This is a genomic window from Kitasatospora sp. NPDC127121 (assembly GCF_042677305.1).
Classification (GTDB): Bacteria; Actinomycetota; Actinomycetes; order Streptomycetales; family Streptomycetaceae; genus Kitasatospora.
The window spans coordinates 24,629-37,477 of sequence record NZ_JBHXTQ010000031.1 but is presented as its reverse complement, the minus strand read 5'-3'; the positions used below and the strand labels follow the sequence as shown (position 1 = coordinate 37,477).

Genomic DNA, 12,849 nt, shown 5'->3' with positions numbered 1-12,849 from the left:
ACTTCGTGACCACTGCCGACACCCCGAGCGCTCCCTTCACCGAGCTGGTCAACCTGGCCTCGCGGCTGCTCGGCGCGGGCGTCGTCGCCACCAACGAGGACACCTTCGCCGACGCCGAGAACCTCCTGGTCGCCAAGCCCGCCGAGTTCCGCCCGCACACCTTCGGCCACAAGGGCCAGATCATGGACGGCTGGGAGTCCAAGCGCCGCCGCGGCGTCTCCGCCGACCAGCCCCACCCCACCGACCAGGACCACGACTGGGCGATCGTCCGGCTCGGCGCCGGCGGTGTGGTCCGCGGCCTGGTCGTGGACACCGCCCACTTCACCGGCAACTACCCGGAGAGCGCCTCCGTCGAGGCCGCCTCCGTGCCCGGCCACCCCTCGCCCGAGGAAGTCGCGGACGCCGAGTGGACCACGCTGGTGCCGCGCACCCCGCTCCAGGGCGACACCGCCCACGAGTTCGCCGTCGAGGACGCCAACCGCTACACCCACATCCGCCTCAACATCTTCCCGGACGGCGGCGTCGCCCGGCTGCGCGTCCACGGCGAGGTGCTGCCCGACCCGCGCGAACTGGACGGCCTCACCTTCGACCTGGCCGCCCAGGAGTACGGCGGCGTGGCCGAGGCGGCGTCCGACCGCTACTTCTCCTCCCCGCACAACCTGAACGCTCCCGGCCGCGCCTCCGTCATGGGCGAGGGCTGGGAGACCCGGCGTCGGCGCGACAAGGCCAACGACTGGGTGCAGATCGCCCTGGCCGGGGGCGGTGAGGCCCTGGCCGCCGAGGTGGACACCACCCACTTCGTCGCCAATGCCCCCGGCTGGGCCGACCTCGTCGGCTTCGACGCCTCGACCGGGGCGGACCCGGCCGACGGCGAATGGTTCGAGATCCTGCCCCGTACCCGCCTGCAGCCCGACACCCGGCACCGCTTCCGGCTCGACGCCGGCCGCCCGGTGACCCACGTGCGCATCAACGTCCACCCGGACGGCGGCCTCGCCCGCCTCCGGCTCACCGGCCGCCTCACCGAGGCCGGCCGCGCGGCCCTCGCGCTGCGCTGGTTCAACGCCGTCCCGGCCGCCGAGGCCGCCGCGGCCCTCACCGAGGCCGGCCTGACCGCCGACGAGGCCGCCGCGCTGACCGCCGCCCGCCCGCTGGCGGACCAGACCGCGGCCGCCGGCGCCGTCGCCGCGCTCCGGCCCGCCGACGGCCCCGACGGCGAGCACTCCTCCCGCCGCCGCTCGGCGGTGTGGCGCCTGCTGGGCGCCTGACGCCCGTTCGGCGATCCGGCGGAGCCCTGTGCCACAAACTGACGCTGCGTCATTTCACTCTCCACGCACTGCTTTTATCGACACCTGAAGGACCCTCCATGTCCAAGATCCTGACCACGGAGTCCGGCGCCCCGGTCGCCGACAACCAGAACTCGGCCTCGGCCGGCGAGTACGGCCCGCTGCTGATCCAGGACCAGCAGCTGCTGGAGAAGCTGGCCCGCTTCAACCGCGAGCGCATCCCGGAGCGCGTCGTGCACGCCCGCGGCTCCGGCGCGTACGGCTACTTCGAGGTCACCGACGAGGTGTCGCAGTACACCCGCGCGGACTTCCTCGCCGAGGTCGGCAAGCGCACCGAGGTCTTCCTGCGGTTCTCCACCGTGGCCGGCAACCTGGGCTCCAGCGACGCGGTGCGCGACCCGCGCGGCTTCGCGCTGAAGTTCTACACCGCGCAGGGCAATTACGACCTGGTCGGCAACAACACCCCGGTGTTCTTCATCAAGGACCCGCTCAAGTTCCCCGACTTCATCCACTCGCAGAAGCGCGACCCGTACACCGGCGTGCAGGAGGCGGACAACGTCTGGGACTTCTGGGCCCACTCGCCCGCCTCGACCCACCAGATCACCTGGCTGTTCGGCGACCGCGGCATCCCGGCCTCCTACCGCCACATGAACGGCTACGGCTCGCACACCTACCAGTGGGTCAGCGCCGAGGGCGACGCCTACTGGGTCAAGTACCACTTCAAGACCAACCAGGGCATCCGCTCGCTGGACGGCGACCAGTCCGCCGAGGTGCTCGGTGCCGACGCCGACTCGCACCAGCGCGACCTGCACCAGGCCATCGAGCGCGGCGTGTTCCCGTCCTGGACCCTCTACGTCCAGCTGATGCCGGTGGCCGAGGCCGCGGACTACCGCTTCAACCCGTTCGACCTCACCAAGGTGTGGCCGCACGCCGACTACCCGCTGGTCAAGGTCGGCCGCCTGGTGCTCAACAGGAACCCGGAGAACGTCTTCGCCGACGTCGAGCAGTCCGCGTTCTCGCCGAACAACTTCGTGCCCGGCATCGGCCCCTCCCCGGACAAGATGCTCCAGGGCCGCCTGTTCGCCTACGCCGACGCCCAGCGCTACCGCCTCGGCGTCAACCACACCCAGCTGCCGGTGAACGCCCCGCGCGCCACCGAGGCGGACAACTACGGCCGCGACGGCCTCCACGCCGTCAACAAGTCCGGCCGCGGCAAGAACTACGAGCCCAACTCGTACGACGGCCCCGCCCAGACCGACACCGCGCTCGCCGCGCCGGTCCGGCTGGACGGCTACACGGGCACCTACACCACGCCGGCCCACACCAAGGACGACGACTTCTTCCAGGCCGGCGAACTGTACCGGCTGATGTCCGCGGGCGAGAGGACCCGGCTGATCGACAACATCGCGGGCTTCCTCGCTCAGGTGAGCCGCGACGACGTGGTCGAGAAGAACCTCGCCCACTTCCACGCCGCGGACGAGGAGTACGGCGCCCGCCTGGAGGCGGCCGTCGCCAAGCTGCGGGCGGGCGACGAGGGCTGAGCCACCTCGCTATGGCGTGCCACGTGCAACGAGGGCTGGGCCACCCCGTCGTGGCGCGCCTCGCGTGACGCCCCGCTGACCGACTGACCCGCCCCCACCGGCCGCCGGGGCCCCGCAACCCGGCGGCCGCGGGACGGCCTCCTCTCCCCGGGCAGTGGGGGAGGGGCCCGTCGTGCTGTCCTCCACTACCGTTCCTCCAGGCGATCGGTGGGTGCTCCACGGAATGTTCACGGATATTCACGGACGGCAGTCGCCGGGCCCGCCGGGTCGATAGGCTGGAGGGCGCCCGCGGTCGCTCCGTGGGGGGACATCGGAAGGGGACGACATGTCGACACCAGCCCCGGGTCGCCACGCCGCGCTGGACCAGGGCCTCGCCGGCCCGTTCACCTCCCTGCAGCACGCCCTCAGACTGCTGGAGGCCGTCGACCGGCACCCTGACGGTGCCACCCTGGTCGCCCTCGCGCGGGAGACCTCGCTCGGCCTGCCGACCGTCCGGCAGCTCGCCGAGATCCTGGAGATCGAGGGCTACCTCCAGTGCCAGGACGGCGGTTGGGTGCTCGGCGGTACCTTCGCCCTGCTCGGCCAGCACAACCGGGAGCAGCTGGTGAAGGCCCGACTGAACCGCAAACTCGCCGAGCTGCGCGACGAGTTGGGTGCGGCAGTGTACTTCACCCGCTACCACGACGGCGAGTTGTCGGTGGAGGCGGTGTCCGCGGCCGAGTACGCTCCGGCCGTGCAGGAGTGGGTGGACTTCCGGGCCACCGCGCACGCCAGCGCGATCGGCAAGTGCCTGCTCGGCCAGCTCGACGCGGACGCCCGCTGGGACCACCTCTCCCGCCACCCGGTGGCCCGGCTCACCTCCCGGACCGTCACCGACGCCGACCAGCTGATGCACCGGCTGGAGCGGCAGCCGGCCACCGTGCCGGTGCTGGACATCCAGGAGTACGCGCTCGGCACGGTGTGCGCGGCCGTCCCGATCACGGCGGGCAGCACGGTCGGCTGCCTGGCCACGTCGATGCCGGTGGACAACGTGCACAAGCTGAAGGCCGCCGCCGAACTGCTGGCGGCCAGGGCGGCGCCGCTGATGCTGGCAATGGCGGTCTGACGGCCGGTCGCTCCCGTGGGCCCCGCCGGATCCGAGTGATCCGGCGGGGCTCGCGTGTTTGTCCGCGGGCGTGTTGGTTCACAGACATGACGGTTCGCAGGCGTGTTCGTTCACGGGCGCGTCCGTTCGCAAGCGTTTCCGGTGACGGCCCCGGAGTGCGTCACTTATTAGACTCGATGTCGATAGGAGTCGCCGAACCCCTTGTCCCGGCCGCTACCCGCGAGTACGTTTCCCTGAGTCGAGCCGCCGCCCCGAGGTCAGGAGGGCCTGCCGTGCCCCGCTCAACCCCCGTACCCGCCCTTGCCGTCCCCGCCGCGCGCGTCCACGACAGCCTCGTCCTCGAACCCCGGGACGTCCGCTTCGACTGGGACCGGCTGCCGCTGCACTGGATTCCTGACGAGCCGATGGCCACCCACGTCATCAACGTGCTGCACCTGCTGCTGCCCGAGGGCGAGCGCTGGTTCGTCAAGGTCTTCAAGGAGGCGCTGCCGCTCATCCGCGACGAGCAACTGCGCGAGGAGGTCCTCGGGTTCATCGGCCAGGAGGCCATCCACGCCGAGGCGCACCAGGAGGTCCTCGACCACCTGCTCGGCCAGGGGCTCGACCCGCGTCCGTACGTCCGGCAGATCGCCTGGCTGTTCCAGCGCGTCCTCGGTGACAAGCCCGGGCTCAGCCCCGCGCGGCGACGCGAGAACCTCATCGAGCGGGTCGCCTTCGTGGCGGCGATCGAGCACTTCACCGCCTTCCTCGGCAACTGGGCGCTCAACTCCCCTGGCCTGGACCGCGCCAAGGCCGACCCGACGATGCTCGACCTGCTGCGCTGGCACGGCGCCGAGGAGGTCGAACACCGCAGTGTCGCCTTCGACCTGATGGTCCACCTCGACCCCGGCTACCTGCGCCGGGTCCGCGGCATGGCGGTCTCCGGGCCGCTGCTCGTCCACCTCTGGGTGCGCGGCGCCCGCTTCCTGCTCGCCGCCGACCCCACCCTCGGCGGACGGCTCAAGCCCACCTGGCGCGAGGCCGGCAAGATCGCCAAGCGCGGCCTGCTGCCCGATCCGCTCCGGTCGATCCGCTCCGGCCTGCGCTACCTGCGGCCCGGCTACCACCCCACCCAGGAGGGCTCCTCCAGCCAGGCCCTCGGCTACCTCGCCGCCTCCCCGGCCGCCCGCGCGGCGGCAGGGGGCCACTGACAGAGTTCAGGCGACAGATTTCAGATAACAGATAACAGAAAACGTTATCTGTTATCTGAAATCTGAACTCTGAAACTTGTCACCCGTCGCCCGCGCCCCCTCCCAGACGCCAAGGACCGCCGGATGGACCTGCTCAACCCGCCCCCCGACCTCTACGGCCGCCCCCGCGCCGACGCGTTCATGCGCCGGCTCACCGCCTTCGGCGACCGCTACACCCCGGCCCTCGGCAGCCCCCTGCTGCGCCGCAACCCCCGCCGCCCGCTCAGCCGCCCCACCCCGCCGCTCCAGCTGGTCGTCGCCGCCCGCCGCCAACTCGCCTCCGACGTCGTCGAATTGCGACTCGCCGACCCCTCCGGCGGACCGCTCCCCGACTGGCAGCCCGGCGCCCACCTGCGCCTCGCCCTGCCCTCCGGCCGCGAACGCCACTACTCGCTCTGCGGCGACCCCGCCGACCGCGCCGCCTACCGGATCGCCATACGGCGACTGCCCGAGGGCGGCGGCGGCTCCGTCGAGATCCACGACACCCTGCACTCCGGTAGCCGCCTCACCGCCCGCCGCCCGCGCAACGGCTTCGCCTTCTGCGCCGAGCCCGCCGTCCTGCTGCTCGCCGGCGGCATCGGCATCACCCCGCTGCTCCCGATGGCCCGCGAGGCGCAGCGGCACGGCCTGGACTGGCGCCTGGTGCACGTCGGCCGCAGCGCCGACACCCTCCCGTACGCGGACGAGCTGCGCGCCCTCGACCCGTGCCGGGTGGTGCTGCGCACCGACGACGAGCACGGCGTGCCGACCGGCGCCGACCTGCTCGCCCACGCCCCGCACGGCGCCGCCGTCTACTGCTGCGGCCCGGCCCCGATGCTCACCGCCGTGCAGCGCGCCCTGGACGAATCCCCCTCCACCGCCCTGCACTTCGAGCGCTTCGGTGCCGCCCCGATCGTCGGCGGCGAGCCCTTCGCCCTGCGCCTGGGCGTCGACGGCCCGGCGCTGGACGTCCCCGCCGACCGCTCCGCCCTGGACGTGCTGCGCGAAGCCCGCCCCGACCTCCCGTACTCCTGTCACCAGGGCTTCTGCGGCACCTGCGAGGTCCGCCTGCTGGCCGGTACGCCCGAGCACCGGGACCGCCGGCTCACCCCCGAGCAGCGTGCCGCCGGCGCCGTGCTGCCCTGCGTCTCCCGGGCCGCCGAGGGCGAGACCCTGGTGCTCGACCTGTAGCGTGCTCGACCTGTAGAAGGAGCCCCGATGGCGAACCCCCCGACCTTCCCCTACGACGAGCGCGACCTCGCCCGCTTCCGCGAGACCCAGCAACTCGCCTACGACTGCGCCGAACAGGTCGCCGCCTGGATCGAACCGGGCGTCACCGAGCGCCAGGCCACCTCCGAACTGCGACGCCGCCTGGTCGCCGCCGGGGTGCAGGACTTCTTCCACGTCCCGTTCGCCTGGTTCGGCGACCGCACGGCCTTCCGGCACTTCCACACCCCGCTCCAGTTCTTCGCCGGCAAACGCCGCCTGGAGGAGGGCATGCCGTACGTCCTGGACTGCGCGCCCATCGTCGACGGCTACACCGCCGACATCGGCTACGGCGGCAAGGTCGGTGAGAACCGGGTCTGGGACCGCCTGGCCGCCGACCTCCAGGTGTACCGCGAGCTGATCCTCGCCGAGGTGCGCGCCCGCCGTCCGCTCGACGAGGTGTACGCGGCCGTGGACGCGCAGATCGCCGCGCACGGCTACGACAACCGCCACCAGGTCTACCCGGGCCGGGTGATCGGCCATCAGGTCACCCGCACCACCGTGCGCGGCCCGGCCGGGGTCAACGTCCTCGGCTTCGGCGTGCGCACCCTGCAGACCCTCGGGCGCGAGCTGATCTCCGAGCGCCTGCAAGGCCGTTCACCGCTCTGGGCGGACGGCCGGTCGTCCCGCCACGCGCCCACCCCGGGCCTGTGGGCGGTCGAGCCGCACATCGGCTTCCGCGGCGTGGGCATCAAGTTCGAGGAACTGCTGGTGGTCACCGAGGACGACGCCCACTGGCTCGACGACGACCTGCCGCACGTCCGCCGCTGGACGGCGGGCGCCGCCCACGACGTTGCCCTGGAGGCCGCCCGATGACCACCCCCGCCGCAGACGCCCCGAAGGCCGCAGCCGCCCCGAAGGCGCCGGCCGCCCCGCCCGTGCGCCGCCGCACCGTGCACTCCGACGGCCTCCCGCTCGCCGTCTTCGAACAGGGTGACCCGGCCGCCCCCACCGTCCTCCTGGTGCACGGCTACCCGGACACCCACGCGGTCTGGGACGACGTCGCCGCCGACCTCGCCCGCGACCACCGCGTGGTCCGCTACGACGTGCGCGGCGCCGGCGAGTCCGGGGTACCCGCCACCCGGGACGGCTACCGGCTGGAGCACCTGGCCGCCGACCTGTTCGCGGTCGCCGACGCCGTCAGCCCCGACCGCCCGGTGCACGTGGTCGCCCACGACTGGGGCTCGCTGCAGTCCTGGGAGGCCGTCACCGAGCCCGGCTCCGAGCGGCGGATCGCCTCGTACACCACCATGTCCGGCCCCTGCCTGGACCACATGGGCTACTGGCTGCGCCACCGGATGCGCCGGCCCACCCCGCGCCACCTGCGCCAACTCCTCCACCAGGGCCTGCACTCCTGGTACATCACGGCCTTCCACCTGCCCTTCCTCGCCCCCGGCGTGTGGCGCCTGGGCCTGGCCCGGGCCTGGCCGCGGGTGCTGCGCGACCTGGAGCAGGTCACCCCGCGGCCCGACCACCCGCAGCCCGGCCTGCGCCGCGACGCCGTCCGCGGCATCGAGCTGTACCGGGCCAACTTCCGCCCCACGCTGCGCAGTCCGCGCGAGCGGCCGACGCAGGTGCCGGTCCAGCTGATCACCCTCACCCGGGACCGCTACGTCGCGCCGTTCCTCTCCGAGGGGCTGGAGCGCTGGGTGCCCGAGCTGACCCGACGGACGCTGCACGCCGGCCACTGGTCGGCGCTGCTGGAGAAGGGAGCTACCGTGGCCGAGATGGTCCGCGAGTTCACCACCCGCATCGAACGCGGGACCGCCGAGCCGGCCCGGGAGCAGGGCGACGGCCGGCTGGTCGTCGTCACCGGCGGCGGCAGCGGCATCGGCCGGGCCACCGCGCTCGCCTTCGCCGAGGCCGGCGCCCGCGTCGTGGTCTGCGACCTCGACCTCGCCGCCGCCGAGCGCACCGCCGAACTCGCCTCGCTGCTCGGCCCGCAGGCACACGCCTACCGGGTGGACGTCGCCGACGGCGCTGCGGTGGACGCCTTCGCCCAGACGGTCGCGGAGGAGCACGGGGTGCCCGACGTGGTGGTCAACAACGCCGGCATCGGCCACTCCGGGACGTTCCTGCAGACCACCGAGAAGGAGTGGCAGCGCGTCCTGGACGTCAACCTCTGGGGCGTCATCCACGGCTGCCGCGCCTTCGGCACGCTGATGGCCGACCGCGGCCGCGGCGGCCATCTGGTCAACGTCTCCTCGGCCGCCGCCTACCTGCCGTCCAAGGCGCTCACCGCGTACGCGACCAGCAAGGCCGCGGTGTTCATGCTCTCGGACTGCCTGCGCGCCGAACTCGCCGGGCACGGCATCGGCGTCTCCACCATCTGCCCGGGCATCGTCAACACCAACATCACCCGCACCTCCACCTTCTCCGCGACCACCGCCGACCAGCAGGCCGCCAAGCAGGCCCGCGCCGCCAGGCTCTACGCCCGCCGCGGCTTCCCCCCGGAGAAGGTCGCCACCGCCATCCTCACCGCCGTCCGCACCGGCAAGCCGGTCGTCCCCGTCACCCCCGAGGCCAAGGCCGCCCGCTTCCTCTCCCGCCTCAGCCCCGGCCTCCTGCGCCTGGCAGCCCGCCTCAACGTCACCTGAGCGGCCCCTGCGGGCCTGCGGTATCGGCAACACTTGCTCCCGTATATCGCAGGCCCGCTTCGCTCCGGGAGGTCGACCCGAGGGCCCCATCGGGCCTGTGAGAGCATCGAGGCCCATGGAGATGACAACGGCTCTGTGGTCCTTCGCCCTCGTCGTGGGGCTGCTCACGCTCACACCCGGGCTCGATACCGCGCTGGTGCTGCGCACGTCCGCGCTCGGGCGGCGGCGTCAGGCGTGGGGGGTGGTGCTGGGGATCCAGACCGGGACGCTGGTCTGGGGGACGCTGACCTCGGCCGGGGTGACGGCGCTGCTGACCGCCTCGCAGGTGGCGTACGAGGTGCTGCGCTGGGGCGGGGCCGCGTACCTGGTGTGGATGGGCGTCGGCATGCTGCGCAGCCGGGGCGGGGAGGCGGCGGCCGAGGAGGAGCCGGCCGAGGGCGGCTTCGGGTACGGCTGGCGGCGTGGCACGCTGACCAATCTGCTGAACCCCAAGGTCGGGGTGTTCTACGTGGCCGTGCTGCCGCAGTTCATCCCCGCTGGGGCCCCGCACTTCGCCGCCGGGGTGGCGCTCACCTGCGTCCACGTGGTGGAGGGCGTGCTGTGGTCGGCGGTCCTGGTCGGTTTCGCCCAGGCGCTGCGCGGCTGGTTGCGCCGCCCGGCTGCTCGGAGGCTGATGGACCGGGTGACCGGCGCGGTGGTGGTGGGCTTCGGCGTGAAGCTGGCGCTGAGCGACTGACCGCCGGCCTCAGGCGGCGTGCGTCCGGTGCGTGCGTCGTGCCCGGGGCTCTTCGGGGGTGGCCGGTGCCTCGTGGTGGATCGGGCCGTCCCCGGCGTTGAGCGGCAGGCAGCTGCCGCCGCGCCGGTGGGCGATGATCTCGGCGGCGACGGACACGGCCGTCTCCTCAGGGGTGCGGGCGCCGAGGTCGAGGCCGATGGGGGAGCGCAGCCGGCCGATCTCGGCCTCGGTGAGCCCGACCTCGCGCAGCCGCGCCTCGCGGTCGCGGTGGGTGCGGCGCGAGCCCATCGCGCCGACGTAGCCGACCGGCAGCCGCAGGGCGCGTTCCAGCAGCGGGATGTCGAACTTGGCGTCGTGGGTGAGCACGCAGAGCACGGTGCGCCCGTCGATCCGGTCGAGCTGGGAGTCGAGGTAGCGGTGCGGCCAGTCGACGACGACCTCGTCGGCCTCGGGGAAGCGCTGCTTCGTGGCGAAGACGGGCCGGGCGTCGCAGACGGTGACGCGGTAGCCGAGGAAGCGGCCGATCCGGACGACGGCGGCGGCGAAGTCGATGGCGCCGAAGACGAGCATCCGCGGTGCGGGCACGTAGGACTCGACGAAGCAGGTGACGGTGCCCTGGTCGCGGTCGTCGCAGGGGCGTCCGTCGAGGCCGAGCACGATCCGGCCGGTGCGTCCGGCGTCGAGCATGGCCCGGGCCTCGGTGACGACCGCCTGTTCGAGCGCGGCCAGGAGGTGTCGCGCGGGGCGCGTCGCCGCAGGGGCAGCGGCGGGCGACGGCTGGGCCGTCGAGGGGGCGGGAGGGAGGGCAGGGGGGAGGGCGCCGTGGTGGGTGTCGGCGGTGACGGCGACGGTGGCGCCGACGAGTCCGCCGGGCCCGGCGATCACCCGGGCGAGCGCGACCGGGGTGCCGGAGGCGATGTAGGCGATGCCGGCGTCGAGCCCGTCGTCGGCCCCGGGCCGGATCGGCTGGACGAACACGTCGAGGACGCCGCCGCAGGTCAGGCCGACGGCGAAGGCGTCCTCGTCGCTGTAGCCGAACCGTTCCAGCACGGGTTCGCCGGACTCGATGGCGGCCTGGCACAGCTCGTAGACGGCGCCCTCGACGCAGCCCCCGGAGACGCTGCCGATCGCCTCGCCGGCCGCGTCGACGGCCAGGGCCGCCCCTGGGTCGCGGGGCGCGCTGCCGGAGACGCCGACGACGGTGGCCACGGCGAAGGAGCGCCCGGCCGCGTGCCAGGCCTGCAACTGCTCGGCGATGTCCTGCATGTCGGGGAGCTCCTTACACAAGCGAGGGTAGACGGGAGGTGCCGCCGTACGGGAAACGATTCCCGCACGGCGGCGGTGCGGCCAGGCCCTGTCCGGCCGAGAAGGCCTAGTGCACGCCCAGCCAGGACTTGATCGGGGTGAGCGCGAAGTAGACCACGAAGACCCCGGTGAGGATCCACATCAGCGGGCCGGGCTCGCGCCACCTGCCGGTGCCCGCCTTGATGACCGTGTACGAGATGACGCCCGCGGCGACACCGGCGGTGATGCTGTAGGTGAACGGCATCAGGGTGCAGGTGAGGAAGGCCGGGATGGCGACCTCGCGGTCGGACCAGTCGATGTGCCGGGCCTGGCTCATCATCATCGAGCCGATCACGACGAGGGCGGCGGAGGCCACCTCGGTCGGGACGATCGCGGCGAGCGGCGAGAAGAACAGCATCAGCGCGAACACGCCGCCGGTGACGGTCGAGGCGAGGCCGGTGCGGGCGCCGTCGCCGACACCGGTGGCGGACTCGACGAACACGGTCTGGCCGGAGGCGCCGGACAGGCCGCCGATGGCGCCGCCGGCCCCGTCGATGAACAGGGCCTTGGAGAGGCCGGGCATCCGGCCCTGCTTGTCGGCCAGCCCGGCCTCGGTGCCGACGCCGATGATGGTGGCCATCGCGTCGAAGAAGCCGGCCAGCACCAGGGTGAAGACGGCGACCGAGGCGCTGATGGCGCCCAGGCCGTGGCTGCCGAAGGCACCGAAGAGGTCGACGTGGCCGAAGAGGCCGAAGTCGGGCGCGGAGACCGGGCTGCCCGGCCACACCGGGGCGGAGCTGACCCAGGTCTTCGCGGGGAGGTCGGCGACCGCGTTGATGACGAAGGCCGCCACGGTGCCGCCGGCGATGCCGATCAGGATCGCGCCGCGGACGTTGCGGGCCAGCAGGACGAAGATCGTCAGCACGGTGAGGCAGAAGACCAGGACGGGCCAGCCGGCCAGCTCGCCGAAGGGGCCGAGCGCGAGCGGCGTGGGGCCGCCGGTGTGCACGAAGCCGGCCTTGACCAGGCCGATCAGCGAGACGAAGAGGCCGATGCCGATGGTGATGGCGTGCTTGAGCGGCAGCGGGATGCCGTTCATGATCTTCTCGCGGAGCCCGGACACGACCAGCAGGACGATCAGCAGGCCGTAGATCACGCACAGGCCCATGGCCTGGGGCCAGGTGGTGTGCGGCACCACCAGCGCGGATATCACGCCGGAGACCGAGAGCCCGGCGGCGACCGCCAGGGGGACGTTGCCGACCACGCCCATCAGGATCGTGGTGACGGCGGCGGCGAGCGCGGTCGCGGTGGTGAGCTGCGCGTGGTCCAGCTTGAGGCCGTTGACGTCGGCGCCGCTCAGGATGATCGGGTTGAGCAGCACGATGTAGGCCATCGCCATGAAGGTGGTGAGGCCGCCGCGGATCTCGTTGCCGAAGGTCGATCCCCGGGCCGTGATCTTGAAGTACGCGTCCAGTGCGTTCTTCGGCGCGGGGGCCGGGGCGGGGGCGGGCGCGGCGGTGTCGTCCTCGGTGGGTCTCTCTTCCGTGGGGCTGTGTTCCGTGGGGATCTGGGTCATGTCCACTCCCAAGTGTCAAAGGGGGTTGGGGTGGGCGAGCCGACCTGACTGCCAGTCAACGAGGTTGGCGCAGGGGGACTGCTCGACTCACTGGGCGCACTGTGGCGGTGCCTGCGGTGCGTGGGTGGTGCGCACCGCTGCAGAACCCCGGCGTGGGAGAGGCAGCGGGATGGTGCGGTCGTGTGCCGGTGGGGGGTGCACGCGAGTGGGGGTGGCGCGGTGGAGCGGCCCCGGGGCGGCGGGGAAGACGGTC

10 protein-coding genes are annotated in these 12,849 nt (G+C 73.1%); 8 read left to right on the top strand and 2 right to left on the bottom strand.

The window, feature by feature from the left end; genetic code table 11:
• The first annotated feature begins 5 nt into the window (after window positions 1-5).
• The 8 genes from alc to ACFVHI_RS17530 all read left to right on the top strand — a co-directional run bounded on the left by alc (window position 6) and on the right by ACFVHI_RS17530 (window position 9,736).
• Window positions 6-1,265 (top strand): allantoicase, encoded by a 1,260-nt coding sequence (gene alc, locus ACFVHI_RS17565; protein WP_380340201.1) that lies wholly within the window; start codon window positions 6-8, stop codon window positions 1,263-1,265.
• A 98-nt stretch (window positions 1,266-1,363) separates the two neighbouring features.
• Window positions 1,364-2,824: a catalase gene (locus ACFVHI_RS17560; RefSeq protein WP_063350012.1), complete on the top strand. Its 1,461-nt coding sequence runs from the start codon at window positions 1,364-1,366 to the stop codon at window positions 2,822-2,824.
• A gap of 325 nt (window positions 2,825-3,149) precedes the next feature.
• Window positions 3,150-3,929 carry an IclR family transcriptional regulator gene (locus ACFVHI_RS17555; protein ID WP_063350013.1) on the top strand — a complete coding sequence of 260 codons (780 nt, stop codon included), beginning with the start codon at window positions 3,150-3,152 and terminating at the stop codon, window positions 3,927-3,929.
• A gap of 272 nt (window positions 3,930-4,201) precedes the next feature.
• Entirely contained in the window at window positions 4,202-5,119 is a 918-nt protein-coding gene (locus ACFVHI_RS17550; protein ID WP_063350014.1) for a metal-dependent hydrolase, read from the top strand.
• A 123-nt stretch (window positions 5,120-5,242) separates the two neighbouring features.
• Window positions 5,243-6,328 carry a PDR/VanB family oxidoreductase gene (locus tag ACFVHI_RS17545; RefSeq protein WP_380340196.1) on the top strand — a complete coding sequence of 362 codons (1,086 nt, stop codon included), beginning with the start codon at window positions 5,243-5,245 and terminating at the stop codon, window positions 6,326-6,328.
• Between the two features lie 27 nt (window positions 6,329-6,355).
• Window positions 6,356-7,219, top strand: coding sequence for a M24 family metallopeptidase (locus ACFVHI_RS17540; protein ID WP_380340193.1), 864 nt, complete (start codon window positions 6,356-6,358; stop codon window positions 7,217-7,219).
• Window positions 7,216-9,000 (top strand): SDR family oxidoreductase, encoded by a 1,785-nt coding sequence (locus ACFVHI_RS17535; RefSeq protein ID WP_380340190.1) that lies wholly within the window; start codon window positions 7,216-7,218, stop codon window positions 8,998-9,000. Before ACFVHI_RS17540 ends, ACFVHI_RS17535 begins: the two co-directional genes overlap by 4 nt.
• 115 nt (window positions 9,001-9,115) lie before the next feature.
• Window positions 9,116-9,736, top strand: coding sequence for a LysE family translocator (locus ACFVHI_RS17530; RefSeq protein WP_063350017.1), 621 nt, complete (start codon window positions 9,116-9,118; stop codon window positions 9,734-9,736).
• Window positions 9,737-9,745: 9 nt separating this feature from the next.
• Here the strand turns inward: ACFVHI_RS17530 and ACFVHI_RS17525 are convergent, their stop codons facing one another.
• Window positions 9,746-11,002 (bottom strand): XdhC family protein, encoded by a 1,257-nt coding sequence (locus ACFVHI_RS17525; protein WP_380340187.1) that lies wholly within the window; start codon window positions 11,000-11,002, stop codon window positions 9,746-9,748.
• A gap of 106 nt (window positions 11,003-11,108) precedes the next feature.
• Window positions 11,109-12,596 carry an NCS2 family permease gene (locus tag ACFVHI_RS17520; RefSeq protein WP_380340184.1) on the bottom strand — a complete coding sequence of 496 codons (1,488 nt, stop codon included), beginning with the start codon at window positions 12,594-12,596 and terminating at the stop codon, window positions 11,109-11,111.
• Between the last annotated feature and the right edge of the window lie 253 nt (window positions 12,597-12,849).